Source organism: Pseudonocardia sp. MH-G8, from assembly GCF_002262885.1.
In the GTDB taxonomy this organism is placed as follows: Bacteria; Actinomycetota; Actinomycetes; order Mycobacteriales; family Pseudonocardiaceae; genus Pseudonocardia.
Genome location: NZ_NKYF01000021.1, coordinates 101,985 through 125,553, shown reverse-complemented (window position 1 = coordinate 125,553; position 23,569 = coordinate 101,985). Strand labels below are relative to the sequence as shown.

General features: G+C 72.6%; 19 protein-coding genes. 15 read left to right on the top strand and 4 right to left on the bottom strand.

Annotated elements, in window-relative coordinates:
• Window positions 1-2: 2 nt before the first annotated feature.
• Together CFP66_RS33495 and CFP66_RS33490 are read right to left on the bottom strand one after the other, a co-directional pair.
• Complete coding sequence (locus tag CFP66_RS33495; protein ID WP_094929300.1) at window positions 3-1,232, bottom strand: amidohydrolase family protein; 1,230 nt, start codon at window positions 1,230-1,232, stop codon at window positions 3-5.
• Complete coding sequence (locus tag CFP66_RS33490; protein WP_143517447.1) at window positions 1,216-2,412, bottom strand: CapA family protein; 1,197 nt, start codon at window positions 2,410-2,412, stop codon at window positions 1,216-1,218. Before CFP66_RS33490 ends, CFP66_RS33495 begins: the two co-directional genes overlap by 17 nt.
• Window positions 2,413-2,644: 232 nt before the next feature.
• On the opposite strand from CFP66_RS33490, the gene CFP66_RS33485 reads away from it, so the two are divergent.
• The 10 genes from CFP66_RS33485 to CFP66_RS33440 all read left to right on the top strand — a co-directional run bounded on the left by CFP66_RS33485 (window position 2,645) and on the right by CFP66_RS33440 (window position 14,675).
• Complete coding sequence (locus tag CFP66_RS33485) at window positions 2,645-3,685, top strand: Lrp/AsnC family transcriptional regulator (protein WP_143517446.1); 1,041 nt, start codon at window positions 2,645-2,647, stop codon at window positions 3,683-3,685.
• Between the two features lie 42 nt (window positions 3,686-3,727).
• Complete coding sequence (locus tag CFP66_RS33480; RefSeq protein WP_094929294.1) at window positions 3,728-4,951, top strand: dipeptidase; 1,224 nt, start codon at window positions 3,728-3,730, stop codon at window positions 4,949-4,951.
• Window positions 4,952-5,000: 49 nt separating this feature from the next.
• Window positions 5,001-6,047, top strand: a complete 1,047-nt coding sequence (locus tag CFP66_RS33475) for an alcohol dehydrogenase catalytic domain-containing protein (protein WP_143517445.1) — start codon at window positions 5,001-5,003, stop codon at window positions 6,045-6,047.
• Between the two features lie 199 nt (window positions 6,048-6,246).
• Window positions 6,247-7,791: a hydantoinase/oxoprolinase N-terminal domain-containing protein gene (locus tag CFP66_RS33470; RefSeq protein ID WP_094929291.1), complete on the top strand. Its 1,545-nt coding sequence runs from the start codon at window positions 6,247-6,249 to the stop codon at window positions 7,789-7,791.
• A gap of 18 nt (window positions 7,792-7,809) precedes the next feature.
• Window positions 7,810-8,916 (top strand): DUF917 domain-containing protein, encoded by a 1,107-nt coding sequence (locus CFP66_RS33465; protein WP_094929289.1) that lies wholly within the window; start codon window positions 7,810-7,812, stop codon window positions 8,914-8,916.
• A 62-nt stretch (window positions 8,917-8,978) separates the two neighbouring features.
• Entirely contained in the window at window positions 8,979-10,046 is a 1,068-nt protein-coding gene (locus CFP66_RS33460) for a DUF917 domain-containing protein (protein WP_094929287.1), read from the top strand.
• Window positions 10,043-11,518 carry a PucR family transcriptional regulator gene (locus CFP66_RS33455; protein ID WP_094929285.1) on the top strand — a complete coding sequence of 492 codons (1,476 nt, stop codon included), beginning with the start codon at window positions 10,043-10,045 and terminating at the stop codon, window positions 11,516-11,518. The genes CFP66_RS33460 and CFP66_RS33455 overlap by 4 nt, the downstream gene beginning before the upstream one ends.
• A gap of 142 nt (window positions 11,519-11,660) precedes the next feature.
• The gene (locus CFP66_RS33450) at window positions 11,661-12,314 is read left to right on the top strand and encodes an AroM family protein (protein ID WP_198961833.1); all 654 of its coding nucleotides are present in this window, start codon (window positions 11,661-11,663) and stop codon (window positions 12,312-12,314) included.
• Window positions 12,311-12,958 carry an aspartate/glutamate racemase family protein gene (locus CFP66_RS33445; protein ID WP_094929282.1) on the top strand — a complete coding sequence of 216 codons (648 nt, stop codon included), beginning with the start codon at window positions 12,311-12,313 and terminating at the stop codon, window positions 12,956-12,958. The genes CFP66_RS33450 and CFP66_RS33445 overlap by 4 nt, the downstream gene beginning before the upstream one ends.
• Before the next feature lie 31 nt (window positions 12,959-12,989).
• Window positions 12,990-14,675 (top strand): OPT/YSL family transporter, encoded by a 1,686-nt coding sequence (locus tag CFP66_RS33440; RefSeq protein WP_094929280.1) that lies wholly within the window; start codon window positions 12,990-12,992, stop codon window positions 14,673-14,675.
• A gap of 26 nt (window positions 14,676-14,701) precedes the next feature.
• On the opposite strand, the gene CFP66_RS33435 is transcribed toward CFP66_RS33440, so the two are convergent.
• Together CFP66_RS33435 and CFP66_RS33430 are read right to left on the bottom strand one after the other, a co-directional pair.
• A complete protein-coding gene (locus tag CFP66_RS33435; protein ID WP_094929278.1) occupies window positions 14,702-16,435 on the bottom strand; it encodes an ABC transporter ATP-binding protein in 1,734 nt (577 codons plus the stop codon).
• 11 nt (window positions 16,436-16,446) lie between these two features.
• Window positions 16,447-17,496: an Lrp/AsnC family transcriptional regulator gene (locus CFP66_RS33430; RefSeq protein ID WP_094929276.1), complete on the bottom strand. Its 1,050-nt coding sequence runs from the start codon at window positions 17,494-17,496 to the stop codon at window positions 16,447-16,449.
• A 175-nt stretch (window positions 17,497-17,671) separates the two neighbouring features.
• Between CFP66_RS33430 and CFP66_RS33425 the strand changes: the two genes are divergently transcribed.
• Genes CFP66_RS33425 through CFP66_RS33405 form a run of 5 tightly spaced genes read left to right on the top strand, consistent with a single transcriptional unit; the run spans window position 17,672 to window position 23,569 of the window.
• The gene (locus CFP66_RS33425) at window positions 17,672-18,880 is read left to right on the top strand and encodes a dipeptidase (RefSeq protein ID WP_094929274.1); all 1,209 of its coding nucleotides are present in this window, start codon (window positions 17,672-17,674) and stop codon (window positions 18,878-18,880) included.
• Window positions 18,877-20,508 (top strand): ABC transporter substrate-binding protein, encoded by a 1,632-nt coding sequence (locus CFP66_RS33420; RefSeq protein ID WP_198961832.1) that lies wholly within the window; start codon window positions 18,877-18,879, stop codon window positions 20,506-20,508. Before CFP66_RS33425 ends, CFP66_RS33420 begins: the two co-directional genes overlap by 4 nt.
• Before the next feature lie 12 nt (window positions 20,509-20,520).
• Complete coding sequence (locus CFP66_RS33415) at window positions 20,521-21,483, top strand: ABC transporter permease (protein ID WP_094929273.1); 963 nt, start codon at window positions 20,521-20,523, stop codon at window positions 21,481-21,483.
• On the top strand, window positions 21,480-22,397 hold the full coding sequence (locus CFP66_RS33410; protein WP_094929272.1) for an ABC transporter permease: 918 nt from the start codon (window positions 21,480-21,482) through the stop codon (window positions 22,395-22,397). Before CFP66_RS33415 ends, CFP66_RS33410 begins: the two co-directional genes overlap by 4 nt.
• A complete protein-coding gene (locus tag CFP66_RS33405; RefSeq protein ID WP_094929270.1) occupies window positions 22,394-23,569 on the top strand; it encodes a Xaa-Pro peptidase family protein in 1,176 nt (391 codons plus the stop codon). Before CFP66_RS33410 ends, CFP66_RS33405 begins: the two co-directional genes overlap by 4 nt.

The following is a 23,569-nucleotide window of genomic DNA, read 5'->3' as shown; positions in this document are numbered from 1 at the left end:
GGTCAGTCCGGGTCGGCGGTGACCGGACGGGGACGGCAGTAGCCGCGCGCGTCGACCACCTGGTGGCCCGCGCTGAACACCGCCCGCACGTCGAAGACGGCGGTGATGTCGTCGAGGGGGTCGCGCCCCAGTGCGACGACGTCGGCGCGGCGGCCAGGGACGAACGCACCGGCGTCGCCCGTGCCGGCGACCATGGCGCCGTGGAGGGTCGCGGCGGTGAGCGCCTCGGCCGGCGACCAGCCGTGCTCGACGAGCCATTGCAGCTCGTGGCCGAACAGCCCGTGCATCGAGTCGGTGCCCAGCGCCACCCTGATGCCGGCCGCACGGACCAGTTCCGCTGTGCGCTCCATCGCAGCGCGCGCCGCGCGGACCTTGGCGAGGATCGCCGGTTCTCGCGCGTCGCCCGCCTCGATGCCCGCGGGATGGAACAGGATCGTGGTGGTCAGGACGAGCCAGGCGCCGGAATCCGCGATGGCGCGGACGTTCTGCTCGGTCAGCAGCGCGCCGTGCTCGATGGAGCGGACCCCGTTCGCCACGGCCAGGTCGACCCCGGCCCCGCCGTGGGCGTGCGCGGCAACGGTCAGGCCCGCGGCGGCCGCCTCGGCGACGACGGCGGAGATCTCCTCGCCGCTGTAGTTCGAGTCCGTCAGCGCGGTGCCGGTCGAGGAGACCCCGCCGGTCGTGAAGATCTTGATGTGGTCGGCGCCCTTGTCCGCGATGCGGCGGACCGCTGCGCGCAGGTCGGCCGGCCCGGAGACGCCGGCCGGCCCGCTCCCGTGCCGGCCGGGTGGGCTGAGCCCGCGGCCGGCGACCCGCAGGCGGGGACCGGCGACCTCACCGCGCTCGATGGCTGCTCTGAACTCGAAGTCGATGTCGTGCTCTTCGGTCATGATCCGGGCGGTCGTCACGCCGGAGCCGAGCATCCGACGCAGGTTCGCCACGCCCCGGACGGCTTGCCAGGCCGGTGCCGCCTGCAGCTGCTGGTGCTGGTCGCCCTCGCCCGGTCGGATCGTGACGTGGGTGTGGGCGTCCACGAAGCCGGGGACGAGCACGGCGTCCCCCACGTCCACGGTGACCGCTCCGGCCGGGCGCACGTTCCCGGCGGTGCCGACGGCGATGATCCGGCCGGCCTCGACGAGCAGCCCGGCTCCCGGATCGACCGCGCCCCGGACCGGGTCGACGACGCCACCGCCCTGGATGAAGGTGAGCGGCTGGTCAGCGGCGGCGCTCAACGCTCACCCGCCCGACAGTGGTGCCCGGGACCAGGTCCGAGCAGTGGGCGAGGGCGGGCGTCGCACCGTGGTCCCACGTAGGTAGGGCGGGCTCGACCAGCCGCTGCAGCACCGCGGCGGCACGCTCGGGACCGGGCAGGACCGGCTCGCCGTCGACCATCACGGTCGGCACGAAGTCGACGGTCAGCCGCCCCGACCCCGGGTCGGGCAGTTCGACGACCAGGACGACCGACTCCTCGTTGGCGGCGGAGCCGAACGGGTTCTGGTACGGGGCGGCGGGGATCTGCAGCGGGAAGGGCTGGCCTGCGATCGGGCCGTCGGCCCGCGCCGCGCCGGAGAGGCTGCTCCAGCCGTGGAAGAGGTAGTTCCCGATCGAGTACGCGATGAGCCCGTCGCCGTACCGTTCGATCGGATGCACCACGTGGGGGTGGTGGCCCACCACGAGGTCGGCGCCGCTGTCGACGAGGCGGTGCGCGGCCGGCCTCTGGTACTCCGCGAGCACGCCGTAGCTGGTGGCGGCGAACCCGTGCGGCACCCCCCAGTGCACGGCCACGACCACCAGTGTCACCTCGTCCCGGACCCGGCGGATCTCGGCGCAGGCGGCCTCGAGGTCCGGCGCGTACGCCTGGGTGTGCACGTAGGGAGCGGCGCCGGGCTGCTCGGCGGCGATCGACGGGTCGATCGACACCTGCTGCAGGACCCGCAACGGCGCGATGCCGGGCCGGTCCTCGGTGGCGGCGAACCCGGGCGGCAGCGCGGAGCAGAGCCCGATCACCGCGACGTCGCCCGCCCGCGTGGACCGCACCACCGTCCGGAGCGCCTCGGCGGCGGTCTCCCCCGAGCCCACGGCGTCGACGCCTGCGGCCCGCAGCGCCGCACGGGTGTCCCGCATGCCCTCGACGCCGTAGTCGAGGTGGTGGTTGTTGGCGAGCGTGACCAGGTCGAAGCCGAGCGCGGTCACCTCGGCGACGCGGTCCGGGTGGGCCCGGAGCGTCGCGGCCTTGTCGGCGCGCGCGGTGGCCGTGGTCAGCGGGGTCTCGAGGTTCCCGACGGCCAGGTCGGCGGACCTCAGGAGTGCGCGCAGCCGTGCGTCGGCGGCCGAGAGCGGGCGCACGGGCACCACGTCCCCGGTGACGGCCAGCCAGAGCGATGCGAATACGTCGGGCGCGGCATCGTTCACCACCGCACCTCCTTCCGAGCGATGAGGCACAACAGGCGAGTGCTGTGGATCACGGAGGAGTGGCGGCAACTGTCGCAGAAATTCAGCCTTTCGACAAGAGAGATCGGGAGAATCCGTCGGACACGCGCCATCTCTGCATGATCTTGGCCGATAGTGGCCACATTAGCGCCGCGTCATCCGTTCTCGTCCCGATTGCTTGCGACCGGGGTGGACCTCTGCGACTCTCGGCTTCGTGAGGCCGAAACCAGTCATCCCGGCCGCAGCGACAGCCCTGACCGGCGCTGAGGCAGCGGTTCCCCTGAGCGATCTCGACCGGCGGATCGTCGCGGCTCTCCAGATCAACGGCCGAGCCACCTGGCAGCAGGTGGCGAACGTCGTGGGAGCGTCGGAATCGGCCGTCTCACGGCGCGCCAACCGGATGATCAAGCAGGGCGTCCTGCGCGTCTTCGCGGCGGCCGATCCGTTGCTGTGCGGCCTGGGCTACCCGGTCCTGCTCCAGATCGAGTGTGCGGTCGGCGCTGCCGGCGCCGTCGCCCGCACCCTCGCCGCCCGGCCCGACGTGCGGTTCGTCGCGCTCCTCGGCGGCGGGTACGACCTGGTCGTCGAGTTGATCGTGCCGTCGAGGGCCCACCTCACCGCCGTCCTCGTCGAGGAGCTGAACACCGTTCCGGGGATCGTGCGGACCACCACCGAGAACGTCGTGCGCACCTTCAAGACCTCCTACGACTGGGGCCGCACCCTGCTCGGCGACGCCGCCGCGCTGCTCGACCGGCCACCGGAGACGGCCTCGCCGCCCGAGCTCGACGACATCGACCTGAGGCTGATCCAGCTCCTCACCGCGGACGGGCGGAGCAGTGTCACGGACCTCGCCGAACGGCTCGCCGTCAGCGAGTCGATGGCGCGGCGGCGCCTGGAGCAACTCACCGCGAGCGGCTGCCTACGGTTCGGCACGCTCATCGACTCCGAGCTGCTCGGCTACCACTGGGAGCTGTTCGTCTGGCTCGGCGTCGACCTCGGTTGCCTGGACCGGATCGCCCGGGAGCTCGCCACGCACCCCGAGGTCCGCTACGTCTCGGCCACCGCCGGCTACAGCGACCTGGCGTGCGAAGTGGTGCTGCGCGACCACGAGGACCTCTACCGCTTCAACACCGAGGTCCTCGGCAGCCTCGAGGGCGTCAACCGCGTGGAGATCGGCACCGAGCTGCACACCGTGAAACGCGCCTACGTCAACGTCTCCACCCGCTACGGCGTGCCGGAGGCGCGCCTGCTCTGAGCGGGACCACCCGGGCACCACCCATCGACGAGAGGAGTCTTCGTGACCACCGAGGCAACTCGCAGCACGGCCCGGCAGACCCGGTACACCGGCTACAAGTCGTACTCCTACCTCACTCCGGGCGCGGACTACGTCGAGTTCGACCTGGACGACGAGCTCGACCGCGTGCCCGCCTACGACCTCGGCCTCACCACCGAGGAGGAGGAGCGCGCCCGCCGCCTCCTCGACGACAACGTCGTCATCAGCCTCCACGACCACCCGCAGGTGTTCCCGCGCGACATCTCCCAGATCCGGGACTACATCCGCACCGGCCGCGAGCACACGGGCTACCTGGGCCTGTCCCGCTCCGGCATGACCGCCGTCTTCGACAACCTGATGGACGGCACCGCGTGCGTCACCAGCCAGTGCGGCTGGAAGTGGAGCGACATCACCTACGACATCGGGATGCGGCTCTCCGACATCGCGCACCAGGACTATGTCCGGGTCGTCCACGGCGTCGACGACATCCTCGACGCCCACGAGACGGGCGGGCTCGGTCTCGTGCTGTGCCTGGAGGCGTCCACGCCGATCGAGAACGAGGTCGACCGCATCGACATCCTGTACGGCATGGGCGTCCGCCAGATGGGCATCGCCTACTCGGAGGCCAACACCCTGGGGTCGGGGCTGAAGGAGGCCGGGGACGGCGGCCTGACGGTGTTCGGCCGCCGCGCGGTCGAGCGGATGAACAAGCTCGGGATCGCGATCGACGTCTCCCACTCCGGCGACCGGACCTGCCTGGACACGTTCGAGGCCTCCGAGAAGCCGGTGTTGATCACGCACGCGGGGGCGCGCGGCGTCTGGGACACCCCGCGGATGAAGCCGGACGAGGTGCTCAAGGCCTGCGCGGAGCAGGGTGGCGTGCTGGGCCTGGAGGCGGCCCCGCACACCACGCTCTCCCACGACCACCCGCTGCACTCCATCGAGTCGGTCATGGACCACTTCACGTACTGCGTGGAGCTGATGGGGATCGACCACGTGGCGTTCGGCCCGGACACGCTCTACGGCGACCACGTCGGGCTGCACCGGATCTTCGCGTCCAACCTCGGCGTGCACGACGCCCACCGCGGGCCGCGGTACGAGCAGGTGCCCTACGTCGCGGGCCTGGAGAACCCGACGGAGTGCTTCCCCAACATCATCGGCTGGCTGGTCAAGCACGGCTACAGCGACGAGGACATCACCAAGGTCATCGGCGGCAACATCATGCGGGTGCTGCAGGAGATCTGGTGAGCGCGGCTCACCGCATCGCGGCAGCCGGTCCGGACCGTCGGAGCAGCCCGTGCGCGCAGTGACGATCGCCGCCTACGGCGGCCGTGAGCAGCTCGCGGTCACCGAGGTGGCCGACCCGGAACCCGCCCCCGGCGAGGTCGTCGTCCGGATCGCCGCGGCGGCGCTCAACCGGATGGACACCTTCATCCGGCAGGGGCTCACCGGACCCGGGGTGCGCCAACCGCGCGCGCTGCCCCACGTGCTGGGCGCGGAGGGCGCAGGCACGGTCGTCGACGTCGGCACCGCCGACACGGACCTGGCCGTCGGCGACCGGGTCGTGCTCTACCCCGGGCTCCACTGCGGGAGGTGCAAGTACTGCCGGAGAGGCCAGCACAGCCGCTGCGCTCACTACGGCATCCGCGGCGAGGACGCCTGGGGCACGCAGTGCGAGCTCGTCGCCGTGCCGGCGACGGACGTGCTGCGCATCCCCGACGACGTGACGTTCGAGGAGGCGGCCGCCGCCCCGGTCGGCTACACCACCTCGTGGACGATGCTGGTCACCGCAGGCCGGCTGCGGCCGGGCGAACGGGTCCTCGTGGTCGGCGCCAGCGGCGGCGTGGCGATCGCCGCGATGCAGATCGCCGCTCACAGCGGCGCGCAGGTGCTGGCGACGACCCGGGACCCGGAGAAGGCGCGCCGGCTGGCCGAGCTGCCGTTCGTCCACCAGGTGATCGACGGCGCGGCGCCGGGCTGGTGCAAGGAGGTGCTGGCCGCCACCGACGCCGAGGGCGTGGACGTGGTGGTGGATTCGGTCGGCGCACCCACCTGGCGCGACTCGATCCGCTCGCTCGCCCAGGGCGGGCGGCTCGTCGTGTGCGGTGCCACCGGCGGGGACACCCCCGACGTCAGCATCCGCGAGCTCTACCAGTCGCACCGGCAGATCATCGGAGGCCCGTTCGGTGGCTGGGACGATTTCCAGCGGGCGATGGAGTTCATGTTCCGCACGGGGGCCAGTCCCCTGGTGCACGCGGCGCTCCCCTTCGAGGAGATCGCCGAGGCACACCGGATCATCGAAGAGGGCGAACACATCGGCAAGGTCGTGGTCCGCCCGTCCTGAGCGGCGGAGGTCGGGGCGGGACGAGATCACCGAAGGGCCCCGCTCCCGGCTCCCCCGAGTGCCCGGGCTGTGCAGGCGGCACTGGCCTGCCCCCGGGGACCGGGCCTGTTGCACGGTGACGCTCCTCGCCCCCTCGCATAGCGTGCGACCAGGCCGGCCGGCGTGGACGCACCGGCGACGATCTGCGAGGAGGGCCCGATTGCGCATCGGCATCGATGTCGGCGGTACCAACACCGACGCCGTACTCATGGACCACGACCGGGTCCTCGCGGCCGTGAAGACGGCGACGGCACACAACGTGACTGACGGGATCTCCGAGGCGCTGGGCCTGCTCCGGGCGCAGCGGCACTTCGACGCCGGTGAGATCGCCGCGACGATGATCGGGACCACGCACTTCATCAACGCGCTGGTCGAACACCGACGGCTCGCGCCGACCGCCGCCGTCCGGTTGGGGTTGCCCGCGACGAGCGCCCTGCCGCCGATGACCGAGTGGCCGGACAGCCTGGTGGCGGCGATCAGCGGCCGGCAGTACCTGTGCCACGGCGGGCACGAGTTCGACGGCCGCGTGATCAGTGAACTCGACGAGGCCGAACTGAAGGCCGTCGCCGACGACCTCGGGGAGCACGGCATCCGGAGCGTCGCCATCACCTCCGTCTTCTCCCCCGTCACGGACGAGTTCGAGCGGCGCGCGGCCGAGATCCTGGTCGGGCAGCTGCCCGAGCTGGAGGTGTCGCTCTCGCACGAGATCGGCCGGGTCGGGCTGATCGAGCGGGAGAACGCGACGATCATCAACGCCGCACTCCGGCTGCTCGCCCGACAGGTCGTCGACGGGCTCGAGTCCGCGATCCGGGCGGAGGGCATCGACGCGCCCCTGTACCTGAGCCAGAACGACGGCACCGTGATGGACGTCGACTACGCCCGCCGGTACCCGGTGGCCACCTTCGCCTCGGGGCCGACCAACTCGATGCGGGGAGCGGCGTTCCTGTCGGGGCAGACCACTTGCGCGGTCGTCGACATCGGCGGTACGACGACCGACATCGGGGTTCTGCGCGGCGGCTTCCCGCGCGAGTCCAACATCGACGTCAGCGTCGCCGGCGTGCGCACCAACTTCCGGATGCCCGACGTGCTCTCGGTCGGCATCGGCGGGGGCAGCCACGTCCACGCCCCGGGGGCGACGCCGCCGCTGGGCCCCACGTCGGTGGGCTACCGCCTGGCCCACGACGCCCTGGTGTTCGGCGGCTCCACGCTCACCGCCACCGACATCGCGGTCGCCGCAGGGCGGGCCGAGATCGGTGACGCCTCCCGGGTCGCCGGGCTCGACCGCTCCCTCGTCGCCACCGTGCTCGACCACATCAGCGCCGAGGTCCTCGACGCGGTCGACCGGATGCGGACCGGGGCGGATCCGCTGCCGATCGTCGCGGTGGGCGGCGGCTCGATCCTGCTCCCAGAGAGCGTGGACGGCACCACGATCAGCCGTCCCGACCACTTCGCCACTGCCAACGCCGTCGGTGCGGCCATCGCGCAGGTCAGCGGCGAGATCGACCGCGTCTACTCCGTCGCACCCGGAGCACGCGACTCGGTGCTCGACGACGCGCGCAACCTCGCTGTCGAGCGCGCCATCGCGGCGGGCGCGGCCCCGTCCACCGTGGAGATCGTCGAGGTGGACGAGGTCCCGCTGGCGTACCTGCCCGGCAACGCGACCCGGGTCCACGTCAAGGCCGTCGGCACGCTGCACACGGCCTGAGCCGGAGAGGACTTCCAGATGAGCTTCGTGATCACGCGGGACGAGCTGCCGGACCTCGCCCGGGGGGCGGCCGTGCTCGGCACCGGCGGTGGCGGCGACCCGCGCCTCGGCCGGGCGATGGTCGCCCACGCGCTGTCCGGCGGGCCGGGTGAGGTGACCGTCCTGACGGTCGACGAGGTGCCCGACGACGCGTTCGTCGTCCCCGTCGCCGGGATGGGCGCGCCGACGATCAGCAACGAGAAGATCCCCAGCGTCGAGGCGCCGGTGGCCGCTCTGCGCGCCATCGAGCGGCACCTCGGCCGCACGGCCGACGCCGTGATCCCGGTCGAGGTCGGCGGGATGAACTCGATGGTGCCGCTGCTCATCGCGGCGCAGATCGGCCTGCCGGTGATCGACGGCGACGGGATGGGACGCGCGTTCCCCGAACTGCAGATGAAGACCTTCGCGGCCTACGGCGTACCGGGCTCGCCGATGTCGCTCGCCGGCGTCGCCGGGGAGAGCATCATCATCGACACCGGCCCGGACAACCACCGGATGGAGTGGCTCGCCCGCGGGGTGACCATGCGGCTGGGGGGCGCCGCGCAGATCACCGAGTTCACCATGACGGGCAAGCAGGTCAAGGACACCGCGGTCCGGGGCAGCCTGACGGTGGCGATGCGGATCGGGCGTGCGTTGCGCGAGGCGCGCGCCGAGCACCGCGACCCGATGGACGCCCTCGCCGAGACCATCGCCGCGACCGACTACGAGCACCTGCGGGTGCTGTTCCGTGGCAAGGTGATCGACGTCGAACGCCTCACGGACGGGGGGTTCGTCCGGGGCCGGGCGACGGTCTCCGCGTTCGGGGAGGACTCGCGCCTGGAGATCGTCTTCCAGAACGAGCACCTGACCGCGACCCGGGACGGGCGCATGCTGTGCACGGTGCCCGACCTGATCTGCGTCCTCGACATCGAGTCCGGCGAGGCGATCACGACCGAGGCCATGCGCTACGGACAGCGGGTCGCGGTCATCGGCATCGCCGCTCCGCCGGTCATGCGCACGGAGGCGGCGTTGGGCGCTTTCGGCCCCGCGGCGTTCGGCCTGACCGACGACTTCGTCCCTCTCGAGGAACGCCTCCCCGTCGGCTGACGCTCGCTCTCGAGCGCGCTCGTACGCGGATGCCGGGCGTGCGGCGCCTCTAGGATCCCGAGATGGCGATCAGCGTCGGGGCGTCCGATGTCCGGGCCCTGGAGCTGGGCACGGCGCTGCTCGGCTCGGGTGGCGGCGGACCCCTGCCCGCGGTGGGAGACCTGCTCAGGAGCGTTCTCGACCGGCACGGACCGGTGTCGCTGGTCCCGGTCGACGCGGTCGGTGCGGGCTCCTCGGTCGTCCCCGTCGGCATCATGGGATCGAGCTCGGCGCTCACCGAGGTCCTGCTGTCGGGCACCGAGTTCAGCGCGGCGATCACCGCGATGAGTGAGCGGTCCGGCCGGCGCCCGGACTTCCTGATGCCGTTCGAAGGCGCGGGGGTCAACGGCCTCATCGGCTGCTTCGTGGCCTCCGTCACCGGCCTCGACCTGGTCGACTGCGACCTGATGGGGCGGGCCCTGCCGCGCCTCGACCAGATCTCGACGGTGGCCGCGGGGACGGAGCTGGGCGCGGCGGCCGTCGCGTCGCCGAGTGGGAGCTCGGCCCTGCTGCACGCGGCGTCCCCGGCCAGGCTGGAACGCATGCTCCGCTCGCTGCTGCCCGAGATGGGTGGCTGGGCGGCGGTCGCCCTGCCACCGCTCGCAGGCGAGCAGCTCGCCGGCAGCGTCGTCGCCGCCACGCTGAGCCGGGCGCTCGCGCTCGGGCGGGCGCTCGAGCAGGCCGAGCGAGAGCACCGCGGTGACCCGGCCACGGTCGTGGACGTCCTCGCGGAGGCCACCTCCGCCTCGGTGCTCGCCCGCGGGCGGGTCGACGCCGTCGCCAGGTCCACGGCAGGCGGGAACGCCCTCGTGCGCGACCACCGCGCCGGTTCCGTCCTCCGGCTGGAACTGGCCAACGAGTACTTGCTGGCCATCCGCGACGGAGCGCTCGTCGCCGAGACGCCGGACATCATCACCTGCGTGGATGCGCGGTCGATGCGCGTGATCGGGTGCGACGAGCTCCGGGTCGGCTCGGACGTGGCGCTGCTGCGGTGGGCGGCCCCGCCGTTCTGGGACGTCCCGGCGCACCGCCGCCTCGTCGATGCCGCCGCCTTCGGGCTCGCGACGACCCGACCGGCGGAGCTGCGATGACGCCCGGCCCCACGGTCGCGGCGCTGGTCGCCCGCGAGGAGCTGGGTCTGCGGCTGGTGGCGGGCGCGGACGGCAGCCGACGGCGGGCCGGCTCGGTCGGCATGGTCTCCGCGGTGGACAGCACCGCCCTCTCCCCCGACGCCCTGCTGTTCACGGGTTTCGACCTGGCTGCGGCGGGGTGGCGGGCCGACGTCCTGATGCGCCGCGCCCACGAGGCGCGCGCCGCCGGTCTCGTCGTGCCGGCCAACGGGTCGCTCGCCGCCCCCACCAGCGCCCTCGCCGACCACCTGGGGCTCCCCGTCCTCGAGACCACCCGGGACGTGCTGGCCGCCGCGCTCGCCGTCCAGGAGTGCATCGCTGCTCCGCAGGTGCAGCGGGCCGCAGCGGTTCTCGCGGCGCACCGCGATCTCGCGCGCCGGGCCGGGTCACCGGAGGACGTCGTGGCGGTGCTGTCGGCGCTGGCCGGGGTGGACGTGAACGTCCAGGACGGGAGCGAACGCGCGCTCGCCGGTGCCCCGAGCCCGCCGGGCGACGGAGCCGGGCTGATCCGGGTTCCGGTCACCACGCACGCGACAGCTCCGGCCATGTGGGTCACCGCGCGCCTGCCCACGACCGACTCCGAACGCGAACGGACGGTGCGCGACCTCCTCACCGCCGGTGCGAGCGCGCTGCAGCGCTGGACCGCGATCCGGCGCGTCGAGCTGGAACGCGACGCACGACTGCGCGCCGGTCTGCTGTCCGAGCTGCTCCAGCTCGACGACGAGCCGTCAGGCGCCTTCCGCCGACGCATCCTGGAGCTCGGCTGGCGGATCGACGGCTGGCACGTCGGCTACCACATCCGCGCGCTCGGCACCGCCGACGTCGTCGCGGAGACCACGGACGTCGTCACCGTGCTGCACCGCCACGGCCTGGACCCGGTCGTGGCCGAGACCGTCGACGGCTGGTCGGGGTGGTGCACGTCGCCCAGCCCCTACGGGATCGACGAGGTCCGCGACCTGGTCCACCGGTTCCGGCAGGTGCAGCGCTCGCTCGCCGCCCAGCTGCCGACGTCGCTGGGGCTGGGCAGCGCGGAGTCCGGCCCGCTCGGCATGGTCGCGAGCATCAGGGCGGCAGGCGACGCGGCTCGCGTGGCCCAGGCCAGACCGCAGACAGGCCACTTCCTGCACGTCGACCAGCTCGGCGCCGCGCAACTGCTGCTCGCCACGACCCGCACGGAGGCCTTCGCGCCGCGGGCCCGCGACCTGCTCCGGCCGCTGCGCGAGCAGGGCGGGTCGCTGGTCGAGACGCTGCTCGCCTACCTCGACAGCGGCTCGCACGTCCTGGAGACGGCGGCGGTGCTCGGGGTCCACCGCAACACCGTCACCGCCCGGCTGGCCCGGATCTCCTCGGTGCTCGGCGTGGACCTGGAGGATCCCGACACGCGCCTCGCCCTGCACCTCGCCTGCCGGGCGCTGTCCGCCGAGCAGGGCTGACCCTGGCCTGGGCAGCCGGCACAGCTGCCGCCCGCAGGCTGTGCCGCTCGCCCATGGTCACTCCACCAGCCCTGTGATCAGGTGATCCCCGTTCAGCCGACCGTGGAAGGGGGGACCGACGATGCCCCGCACGTTGGGTCTCGTGACCATCGGGCAATCGCCGCGACCGGACATGACGGCCGACATGCGCCCGGTGCTCGGTGACGTCGAGCTGGTCGAGCACGGAGCGCTCGACGGTCTCGACGCAGGCGCGGTGCAGGCCCTCGCCCCGTCCGACACGGACGAGGTGCTGGTCACCCGCCTCACGGACGGCTCCACGGTCTCGGTGGCGCACGCCGCGATCGTGCCGCTCGTGCAGCAAGCGGTCGCTCGGGCCGAGGACGACCACGTGGCGGCGACGCTCGTCGTCTGCACCGGCAGCTTCCCGGAGGTGCCGGCCCGGCGTCCGGTGCTGTACGCGGAACGCCTGCTCACCGCGGGCGTCGACGGGATCGTGGGCTCGGCCCCACTGGCCGCGCTCTGCCCCGACGACCGGCAGCTGACGATGATGGAGCGCAAGTGGGGCGGCGGACGGGAGGTCGTCCCGGCTGCTGCCTCGCCCTACCTGGGCGACCCGGAGACGGCGGTGGCACGGGCCGCGGAGAAGGTCCGCGCGCGCGGGGCCCGGTTCGTCGTCCTGGACTGCATGGGCTACTCGTCGCGCATGAAGGACGCCGCCGAGTCCGCCGCGGGGATCCCCGTGCTGCTGGCGCGCACGCTCGTCGCGCGGCTCGCCGGAGAGGTGGCGGGCCGATGAGCACCCCGGTGATCGGCGTCGTCCGCGTGCTCAGCACCACCGACCCCGACGCCCTGCAGGCGCACGGGCGGGAGCTGCAGGCGGCGCTGGCGGTGCGCACCATCGACCGCTGCATCCCGGACCAGCCGCACGGGGTGCACGACGAGCCGACCCATCGGACCGCGGCGCCGAAGGTGGCAGAGCTGGCGGCCGAGCTGGTGCGGGACGGCGCCGACGCGGTCATGATCAGCTGTGCGGCGGATCCCGGGTTGGCCGAGGCCCGTGCGGTGGTCGACGTGCCGGTGATCGGGGCCGGGTCGGCGACGGCGGCGCTGGCCGCTGCGCTCGGGACCAGGGTCGGGGTGCTCGGCATCCTCGACGAGCCGCCCGAGCCCTACCGGCTGGCGCTCGGCGAGCGCATCGTCGGCACCGTCGCCCCGCGCGGGGTGGCGCGGGCCACCGAGCTCTACACCCCGGAGGGCGCCGCCGGGTCGCTGCGGGCCAGCGACGACCTCGTGGCCGCGGGCGCCGACGTGATCGCGTTCGCCTGCACCGGCCTGACCAGTCTGGGGCTGGCACAGCAGATCAGGGACCGGCACGGGGTCGTCGTGGTCGACCCGGTCCTCGCCGCCGGACACGCAGTCTGCGCAGCGCTCGGGCACTGACCGCATCCCCACTCCTTCCCGGAGGATCCGAATGGCCGACGCCGGAACGACGTCCGAGAGCCAGGCCCCCGCGCACCCCAAGGCCTTCGAGCCCGCCGTGCTCGTCCTGTCGATCGTCACCGCCGCCTTCGGTGCCGTCATCGGCATGCAGATCCTGACCACCCTGGGGATCACGCCGAGCACGGCGATCATCGGCGTGCTGGTCGCGATCCTGGTGTCACGGCTCCCGCTGCGGGTGATGCAGAGGTTCCGTGACGTGCACCGGCAGAACCTCGTGCAGACGAGCATCTCCACGGCCACGTTCACCGCCGCGAACTCCCTGCTGCTGCCGATCGGCATCCCGGTGCTGACGGGCCGGCCGGACCTGGTCCTCCCGGTGATGGTCGGCGCCGTGCTCGCCATGACCATCGATCTGCTGATGCTGTACTGGATGTACGACAGCCGGATCTTCCCCGCCCGCAACGCCTGGCCCCCGGGGCTGGCTGCTGCCGAGGCGATCGCCGCCGGTGACCAGGGCGGTGAGCGGGCGCGGTTGCTGGTCTACGGCCTCCTGCTGGGCGGCGCCGGGAGCGCGGTCGGCATTCCGATGTCCGCTTTCGGTGTCGCCTTCATCGGCAACGTCATGGCGCTGATGGCGTTCGGGGTGGGTCTGCTCGCCGCGTCCTACCTGCCCGGCCTGATCGGCTACGACTTCGCCGCGAACTACCTCCCGCACGGCATGATGATCGGCGCCGGGGTCGTCGCGCTCGGACAAGCGATCGTGATCGTCTCCCGCCGACAGCGCTCGGACAGCGGACACGTCCCCGCGTCCCCGGCGGGCTCCGACGCCGGCGAGCCCGGGGGCTCCGCTGCGCCCGCGACCACCGATCCGCTCGCCGCGGGGCCGCTGCTGCGCAGCGACCGGCACGCCCGCACCGGCATGATCGCCGGCTTCGTCGCCTACCTGGGGGTCGGCCTCCTCATCGCAGTGATCAGCGGGCTGGTCAGCGCGATGCCACTCGGGCAGTTCCTCGGTTGGTTGCTGTTCGCCGCCGTCGCCTGCCTCGCCGCCGAGTTCATCGTCGGCCTCTCCGCGATGCACGCGGGGTGGTTCCCCTCGTTCGCCATCGCTCTGATCTTCCTGATCCTCGGGATCGTGCTCGGCTACCCGCCGGTGGCGCTGGTGCTGCTGGTCGGCTTCGTCGCCGCCGGGAGCCCCGCGTTCGCCGACGCCGGCTACGACCTCAAGACCGGCTGGCTGCTGCGCGGCCGCGGCTTCGCCACGGCGTACGAGGTCGAAGGCCGCAAGCAGCAGTTGCTGATCAGCCTCGTGACCCTCGTCCTGTCCAGCGTCGTGGTGTGGTTCGCGCACGACCTCTACTTCAGCCGCGACCTCTTCCCCCCGGTGGACCGGGTCTTCGCCCAGCTCATCGACAGCGGCGTCGACGCGTCGGTGATCGGACCGATGTTCCTGTGGGCGATCCCCGGCGCGCTCGTCCAGCTCGTCGGCGGGCCGCGGCGCCAGGTCGGCGTCCTGCTGGCCACCGGCCTCCTCGTCGCCAACCCGTCGGCGGGCTTCGCCGTGCTCGCCGGGTTGACGATCCGGATCCTCGTGTCCCGCCTCCGGGGTGCGTCCGCCGAGAGCACGATGACGGTGATGGCCGCCGGTGTCATCGCGGGCGACGCCCTGTTCAGCTTCTTCAGCTCGGTCTACAAGCTCGTCGTCCCGGCGAGGTAGCCGCTCCCGGGGCCGGCGCCGTGCGGTCAGCCGGCGTGGCCGCGCTCCGCGCGGCGCCGGCGCTGCTCGACGGGGTCCGGGACCGGCGCCGCGGCGAGCAGCCTGCGCGTGTAGGGATCCCGGGGGGCGCGCAGCACCTGCTCCCGGGCACCCTGCTCCACCAGCTTCCCCTTGTTCATCACGGCGATCCGGTCGGCCAGCAGCTCGACGACGGCGAGGTCGTGGCTGATGAACAGGCAGGAGAAGCCGAGCCGCTCCTGGAGGCCGAGGACCAGGTCGAGCACCGTGGCCTGCACGGACACGTCGAGCGCGCTCGTCGGTTCGTCCGCGACGAGCAGCTCCGGGTCGAGGGCGAGCGCCCGCGCGATCGCCACCCGCTGACGCTGCCCGCCGGAGAGCTCGTGCGGGAACCGGTTCCGCCACGACGCCGGCAGCTCGACGCTCTCCAGCAGCTCGTCCACCCGGTCGTCCACGGCCTTCCGGGAGCCGGCCACCCGGTGCAGCCGCAGCGGTTCGCCGATGCTCTCCGCGATCGTGTACCGGGGGTTGAGCGAGGACGCGGGGTCCTGGAAGACCATCCCGACGCGGCGGCGCAGCGGGCGCAGCGCCCGCCGCGTGGCTCGCGTGATGTCCTGCCCGGCGACCACGACGGAGCCGGCGGTCGCCGGCTGGAGCCCGACGGCGACCCTGCCGAGCGTCGACTTGCCGGAGCCGGACTCCCCCACCAGCCCGAGCACCTCGCCCCGGCCGATCTGCAGGTCGACGCCGTCCACCGCCCGGAACGCGGGGCGCCCCAGCCCGCCGGGGAAGTCGACGACCACACCGCTCAGCGCCAGCGTGCGGTCGGACCCGCCCTCGTCCTCCGGCCCGGACGGGTCCGGGGGCTCCTGCGCGGCCGGTCCGGCCACATCGAGGATCCGGCCCGGATCCGCGCGGCTCCCGAGGTGCGGCACGGCGGCCAGGAGCCGGCGCGTGTAGGGGTGGTGCGGGTCGGCGAAGAGCTCCTCGACCGGCGCCTCCTCGACGACCCGGCCGTCCTTCATCACCACGACCCGGTCCGCCACGTCCGCGACGACGCCCATGTCGTGGGTGATGAGCACGATCGCCGAGGTCAGCCGGTGTCGCAGGTCGCGCAGCAGGTCGAGGATCTCGGCCTGGACCGTGACGTCCAGGGCGGTGGTCGGCTCGTCGGCGATGAGCACCTGCGGATCGCACGAGATCGCCATCGCGATCATCGCCCGCTGCCGCTGCCCGCCGGAGAGCTGGTGGGGGTAGTAGCGGACCCGGACCTCCGGGTCGGGCAGCCCGACCAGGCGCAGCAGTTCCACCGCGCGCGCCCGGACGGCGGACCGGGACAGGTCGGTGTGGAGCCGGAGCATCTCGGTGATCTGCCGGCCGATCGTGAACACCGGGTTCAGTGCGGTCATCGGTTCCTGGAAGACCAGAGCGACGTCCCGGCCGCGCATCTGCCGCAGCCGGGCCTCGTCGAAGCCGGTGACGTCCTCTCCCCCGACATCGATCGCGCCCACCCGGTCGGCGGTGCGCGGCAGCAGCCCCAGCACCGACTTGGCGCTGACGCTCTTGCCCGATCCGGACTCGCCGACGACGGCGAGGATCTCCCCCGGGTACACGGCGAGGCTGACGTCCCGCGTGGCGGCCACCGCCGCTCCTCCGACCCGGAACGTCACCGAGACGTTCCGCAGCGCCAGCGCGGGCTGCTCGTCGCGGGCCGGGCTCCTGCGGAACGCGGTCTCGGTCATGCCGGTGCTCCTCACTGGGGAGTTGCTCTGTGGGGTGGGCCCGGGGCGGGCTGCGTCCCGGACGGGGCGTCGAAGAAGGCGGTGGCGGACTCGTCGATCACGAACGCCCGCTTCAGGGTGGCCAGCTCCAGCCCGACCTCGGCCCGCCGCAGGCCCGGTAGCGCGCCGAGCACCTGGGTGAGGAAGCGGTGCATGTCCTGCTGGTCGCGCAGCACCACCTCGGCCGTGATGTCGCTGTAGCCGGCGGTCGTGGCGACGTACCGGACCTCGGGCCGGGCCGACAGCGCCCGCGCCGCCTCCTCCAGGTTTCGCAGGTCCACGCCCAGCCAGCACATCGCCTTCACGCCGTAGCCGAGCAGCTCCGGCTCGACGATCGTGGTGAAGCGGACGCGGCCCTCGCGGATCAGTCCGTCGAGCCGCCTGCGCACGGCCGACTCGCTGCTGCCGACCCGCTGCGCGATCAGCGCGTACCCGGCCCGGGCGTCGTCGGCGAGCACGTCCACGATCGCCTGCTCGCGCTCGTCGAGGGGCCGCGGCTCGCCGGGCTCGACCGCGCCCCGCTCGGCGGCCAGTGCCTCGGCGGCCTCGTCGGGCAGCGTTCCGTACGACCACACGCGGGCCACCTTGTAGTGCGCGAGCACGCTCTCGGTCGTCGTCGAGCGGATCCCGGGCTCGCGGTCGATCTCGCTGAACAGCACGCGGGCCAGCTCGGTCTGCGACCGGACGATCAGCTCGATGACCACGTCGAACGAACCCGTGATCAGCGCGGCGAACCGGACGTCGGGGCGGGCGGCCATCCGTCGCGCCACGGTGGTGGCGGCGCCCGCCTCGCAGCTGATCTGCACCACCACGGGGTAGCCCTGGGCGCAGGCCAGCGGGTCGATCGAGGCGGCCACCCGCACCAGGCCCTCGCCGAACAGGCGGTTCACCCGCCGGGCGACGGTCGAGTCCGAGGCCCCGACCGCTCTGGCGATCTGCTGCCAGCTCGCCCGTCCGTGGATCTGCAGGGCCGCCACGATGCAGCGGTCCAGGGTGTCGAGTGCTGCCTGGCCCCGGGTCACGGACCCACCTTCCCGGACGACGTCCTACCGCCCCGATCCGGGGCCACTGCTGATCTTGTCGAGTTGCGCCGACCGATCTCATTCTGGTGCAGCGATCCGCCGACACTCTTGAGTGGGATGAGGATATCTGCCATCTTGGCGCCAGCGAAAGCTCCGTCCAGGAAGAAGGCCACCTGTGCTCGAACCCGCCAAGCGCTACACCGGCTACCGCTCGTACAGCTACCTGGAGGAGGGACGCGACTACCGCTCCTTCCAGCTGGCTCCCGAGCTCGACCGGGTCGCGCCCTACCAGGGACCGGAGCTCTCCACGGCGGACCGGCAGCGGGTGCAGCGCCTGCTCACCGACAACATCGTGGTGTCGACCCACGACCACCCCTCGCGGTTCCCCGGCGACATCACCGAGACCATCGACTACAACCGCACCGGCCGGCACCGCACCGGCTACGAGGGCCTCGCGCGCTCCGGCATGACCGCGGTGTTCGACAACTTCATGGACGGCACGGCCTGCGTCACCAGCCAGGCGGGCTGGAAGTGGACCGACGTCATCGCCGATCTCGGCCTGCGCTTCTCCGACCTCGCCCACCAGGACTTCGTGATCAAGGCCGAGACGGTCGCCGACATCCACCTGGCGAAGGAGACCGGCCGGATCGCCCTGATCGCCGGCCTCGAGGCGTCGACCCCGATCGAGAACGAGCTCGACCGGATCGACATCCTCCACGGCTTCGGAGTGCGGCAGCTGGGCATCGCCTACAGCGAGTCCAACACCCTCGGCAGTGGCCTGAAGGAGCGGCGCGACGGCGGCCTCACCGTCTTCGGCAGGCGCGCGGTCGAGCGGATGAACCGCCTCGGGATCATCATCGACGTCTCGCACTCCGGTGACGTGACCTCGCTGGAGACGATCCAGCACTCCACCAAGCCGATCCTGATCACCCACGCCGGCGCGCGCGGCGTGTGGAACACCAACCGGATGAAGCCCGACGAGGTCATCACGGCGTGCGCCGAGCGCGGCGGCGTGATCGGCCTCGAGGCGGCTCCGCACACCACCCTGTCGCACCAGCACCCGCAGCACTCGATCGAATCGGTGATGGACCACTTCGTCTACTGCGTGGACCTGGTCGGCATCGAGCACGTCGCGTTCGGGCCGGACACCCTGTTCGGCGACCACGTCGGCCTGCACGACCTCTTCGCCGGGGCGCTCTCGCTGGGTGAGGCGCACGCGGGCGTCGAGTACGAGCGGGTCCCCTACGTCGACGGCCTGGAGAACCCGGCCGAGTGCTTCTGGAACATCGTCGCGTGGCTGGTCACCCACGGCTACTCCGACGACGAGATCCGGGCTGTCATCGGCGGCAACGCGATGCGGGTCATCGAGGAGGTCTGGACGTGAGACGGGCGGGGGGCGTCCGCCGGCGGCTGGGGCTGCTCACCGGGGCGGGGGCCGTCGTGCTCGCGCTCGCCGGGTGCGTCCCGTCGAACCCGGACGCCGCAGGCTCCGGCGGTACCGCGACGCCGACCGACGCCCGCACGCTGCGCATCGGCACCACTGCCGACGTCGTCAACTTCAACCCGCTGGTGGGCAACAGCCGCACCGACACCTGGGTCACCAACCTCATGTACCCGGCGATGATGACCCTCGACGACGCCGGGCAGAAGGTTCCCGCGGTGGCGACCGAGTGGGGTTACTCCGAGGACGGCCTGACCGCCTGGGTGGAGCTGCGCGGCGACGTGACGTGGACCGACGGCCAACCGCTCGACGCGCAGGACGTCGTCTTCACCATCGATGCCATCAAGCGGGAGGAGCTCGGCACGGTGGCCGGGATGATCGGGGCCTACGAGCGTGCCGAGGCCGTGACGCCCACGCGGGTGGAGTTCACGCTCGGCCGGCCCGACGGGGCGTTCCTCAGCAGCGTCGGGTTCTGGATGCCGATTGTGCCCGAGCACGTCTTCGGCCGGGGCGAGGCTGTCGGGCAGTTCGCCAACGACGCCGACTGGGTCTCCGCCGGGCCGTTCGTGCTGAGGGAGGTCCAGCGCGGCCAGCGCTACGTGCTGGACGCGGTGCAGAACTACCCGCTCGCCGACGCGGGGCGACCGTGGCTGGACCAGGTGGAGTTCCGGGTCTACCCGGACGTCAACACCGAGGTGCTGGCGCTGCGCTCCGGCGAGCTCGACATGATCGCCAACGCGCTGCCGCCCGCCGTGGCGAGAGACCTGGCTGCCGACCGGTCGGTGCAGCTGATCACCGTGCCGTCACTGGGCTGGGCGCACATGCAGTACAACATGCGCCGGCCACCGCTGGACCGGCTCGAGGTGCGGCAGGCGCTCGCGCACGCGGTCGACTACGAGGCGATCCGCCAGGTGGTGCTCGGGGGCAACGCGATCTCCGCGAACTCCGGCGTGCTGACCCCCGTCTTCGAGCAGTGGGCCGACGGCAGCCTCCGGGAGTACGCCTACGACCCCGCGCTGTCCCGGCGGCTGCTCGCGGGCGCCGGCTTCACGGACGGGAACGGCGACGGGCTCTACGACGACCTCAGCCTCGAGATGATCTACGACCAGGCCGACCCGATGATCTCGACGTGGGCGGAGCTGGTCCGCGACCAGAGCCGCGAGGCGGGCATCGACATCCGCCTCGCCGGCCTGGAGCGCAACACCTACGTCGCCCGCAGCAACAGCCGAGACTTCGACATCTACGCCGGATCGTGGGCGGTCATCGACGAGCCGCAGTCGAACTTCACGTTGCTGTTCGCGCCGGACGGATTCATCAACTACGCGGGCGTGGACGACCAGCGGCTCAACGAGCTGATGGCGCAGGCCTCGGCAGCCCTCACGGTCGAGGCGGCCCGGGAGCCCCTGCAGGAGATCTCCCGGATCGTGCACGACCAGGTCTACGACAACGTCATGTACGTCGAGCGGTTCAACTTCGCCGTCTCGGCGGACTGGACCGGCTTCGTGCCCAAGCCGAGCGAGCTGCTGTCGATCGTCAACCCGCAGTCGCTCGCCCGGGCGACCGCGGGCTAGGCGGGACCAGTCGTGGACGTCGCTCGATTCGTCGCGTTGCGGCTGCTACGGGGCCTGCTGACCCTGTGGTTCGCCGTGACGGTGACGTTCTTCCTGGTGCGGCTGCTGCCGGGGGACCCGGCCCTCGCCATGGCCAGCACCACCATGACCGCCGAGCAGCGGAGCAGGATCCTGTCGGACTTCGGGCTCGACCAGCCGTTGCTCGTCCAGTACGGGACCTACCTGGGCCAGCTCCTGCAGGGCAACCTCGGGGTTTCGTTCCGGCAGAACGTGCCCGTCCTGGACGTACTGCTGGAACGGCTGCCGTGGACGCTGATCCTCACCGGCAGCGCTCTGCTGCTCACGCTGGTCGTCGGGCTGCCGCTCGCCGTGGCAGCGGCCCGGCGACCCGGGTCGCTCGTGGACCGAGCGGTCCAGGTGGGCGGCGTGGTCGGCCAGTCGCTGTTCGTGCCGACGGTGGGCATCTTCCTGCTGTACGTCTTCGGGCTGTGGCTGGGCTGGCTCCCGATCGGCGGAGCCATCGACAACGACGTCCACGGCCTGGCCGCGTACGGCAGCCTCCTGCGCCACCTCGCCCTGCCGTGCCTGAGCCTGGTGCTCGTGCAGCTCGGCGCCTACGTGCTGACCCTGCGCACCAACCTCATCGACGCCCTCGGCGAGGACTACACCGACGTGGCCAGGGCGAAGGGCGTCCCGGAGCGCTCGGTGGTGTGGAGGCACGCCCTGCGCAACGCGCTGCTCCCGACGGTGACGCTCGTGGGGCTGCAGCTCGGCTTCCTCGTCGGCGGCGCGGTGCTCACCGAGTCGATCTTCGCCTATCCCGGTATCGGCCGGGCCATCTACGAGTCGGTCGGCCAGCTCGACTTCCCCGTCATGCAGGGGGCGTTCGTGCTGCTGGCGGCCACCGTCGTGGTCGCGAACCTCGCCACCGACGTGGCCTACGGCTTCCTCGACCCGAGAGTGCGGCACTCATGAGCTCCTCCACCCGCCCCGTCGAGGCGTCGACGGACGGCCTCGCCCCTGCGCCTCGCGCGACGTCGGACGGGTCACCGCGGCAGCGGACCTGGCGGGCGTTCCGGAGCAACCCGCTCGGCGTCGGCTCCGTGCTCGCGCTGGTTTTCACGGCCGTCGTCGCCGTGGCCGCGCCGCTGATCGCGGACGAGCCCCGCGGCTACGGCACCGAGGTGCTGGCGCCACCGTCGGCCCGACACTGGTTCGGCACCGACAACCTCGGTTTGGACGTCCTCGCCCAGGTGGTCTGGGGCGCCCGCACCAGCGTGGCCGTCGGGCTGGGCGCCTCGTTGCTCGCCATCGTGCTGGGGGTGGCCGTCGGCGTCGGAGCCGCCTACTTCCGCAAGCTCGACACCGTGCTCGGCGTGCTCGTCGACCTGATGCTCTCGCTCCCGGTGCTGCCGCTGATGATCCTGGTCGCCGCGCTGGTCGGGCCGAGCGTCTCGACGCTGGTGGTGGTGATCGCGGTGTTCTCCTGGCCGGAGGTGGCCCGGGTCGTGCGGTCGCAGGCGCTCCCCGTCGTGACCCTCACCTACGTCGACGCCGCCCACGTCATCGGCGCACCGAACCGGTGGGTGCTGGCGCGGCACGTGCTGCCCGCGGTCGCGCCGGTCATCGCGGTGTCGGTGGTGCTGACCGCATCGCGGGCGGTGCTGAGCGAGGCGGGGCTGTCCTTCCTCGGTCTCGGCGACCCCACGAGCTGGTCGTGGGGCACGATCCTCTACAACGCCCAGCGCAGCGGCGTCCTCGGCTCCGCGTGGTGGACGGCGCTCTTCCCCTCGCTGGCGATCCTCCTGCTCGTCGTCGCCGCCACCCTCGCCTCGCTCGCCTACAACGACGCACGCAACCCGCGCACCCGAGGGGACTCCGTCCGATGACCTTCTCCCAGCGACTGGCGCCGTCCTTCTACCGTGAGGTGCACACCCGGGTGCGACGGGAGCTCGAACGCAGCCGCCTCGACGCCCTCGTCGTCGACGACTGGCACGACGTCGCCTACCTCAGCGGCTTCTTCCACCATCCCAACGAGCGGCCTGCGGCGGTGTGGATCTCCGCCGAGCGGACTGTGCTGCTCGTCCCCGAACTCGAGCGCGAGCACGCGCTGGCCCAGGGCGCGGCCGTCGACGACGTCGTGGCGTTCGCGGAGTACCCGGGCGTCGAGAGCCCGTTCGAGCCGCTCGCCCGTGCCGTCGGCCGGTCCGGGCGCTGGGGCCACTCCCCCGCGCTGTCGACGGGCCGGCTCGCACGACTGCAGGGCGTCTTCCCCGGCGTCCGCTGGGAGCTGTCCGGCATCGTCGACACCCTGCGCCTGGTCAAGACGCCCGAGGAGATCGCGCTGCACCGGCAGGCGGCCGCGCTGGGTGACGTGATGCTGCGGGCCGGCCGCGAGCTGATCGGGTCGGCGCTCGCCGAGAAGGCCCCGCTGCCGACGGAGTCCCAGCTGGCCGACCACGTCGTGCGGGCCGGAGCCGCGTGGATGTACGAGACGCACCGCGACGTGGTGGTCGTCCCGATGCTGACCGGCGGCCTGGTCTACGCGGGGGCCAACACGGCCTTCCCGCACGGCCTGCCCTCGTCCTACCGGCTCCGGCGCGGCGACACCGTGATCCTCTCCCTCGGTGGCGCGGTCGGTGGCCGGTACGCCGAGAGCGAGCGCACCTTCTTCCTCGGCGATCCCACCCCGCAGCAGCTGCGCTACTTCGAGGTCGACCACCGCGCGCAGGAGATCGGGACCGCCGCGCTGCGGCCGGGCGCGGTCTGCCGGGACGTCAACCGGGCCTGCCTGGACGTGATCCGGGACGCCGGGCTGGGTGAGCACATCCGCCACCGCCAGGGCCACGGCATCGGGATGGACTTCCATGAGGCCCCGTGGCTGGAGGACGGCGACGCGACCGTGCTGGACGCCGGCATGGTCGTCTCCAGCGAGCCCGGGGTCTACGTGCCCGGGCACGCTGGCTACCGGATCTCCGACACCGTGCTCGTGACCGCCGACGGTCCCGAGCGGCTCACCACCTACCCGCGCGACCTCGACGACATCATCATCGCGGCCTGA

Bases quoted from the DNA above. Each gene is read 5' to 3' on its own strand.
- CFP66_RS33465 (WP_094929289.1), top strand. From the start codon at position 7,810: ATGAGCTTCGTGATCACGCGGGACGAGCTGCCGGACCTCGCCCGGGGG.
- CFP66_RS33460 (WP_094929287.1), top strand. From the start codon at position 8,979: ATGGCGATCAGCGTCGGGGCGTCCGATGTCCGGGCCCTGGAGCTGGGC.
- CFP66_RS33455 (WP_094929285.1), top strand. From the start codon at position 10,043: ATGACGCCCGGCCCCACGGTCGCGGCGCTGGTCGCCCGCGAGGAGCTG.
- CFP66_RS33445 (WP_094929282.1), top strand. From the start codon at position 12,311: ATGAGCACCCCGGTGATCGGCGTCGTCCGCGTGCTCAGCACCACCGAC.
- CFP66_RS33440 (WP_094929280.1), top strand. From the start codon at position 12,990: ATGGCCGACGCCGGAACGACGTCCGAGAGCCAGGCCCCCGCGCACCCC.
- CFP66_RS33435 (WP_094929278.1), bottom strand. From the start codon at position 16,435: ATGACCGAGACCGCGTTCCGCAGGAGCCCGGCCCGCGACGAGCAGCCC.
- CFP66_RS33410 (WP_094929272.1), top strand. From the start codon at position 21,480: ATGAGCTCCTCCACCCGCCCCGTCGAGGCGTCGACGGACGGCCTCGCC.
- CFP66_RS33405 (WP_094929270.1), top strand. From the start codon at position 22,394: ATGACCTTCTCCCAGCGACTGGCGCCGTCCTTCTACCGTGAGGTGCAC.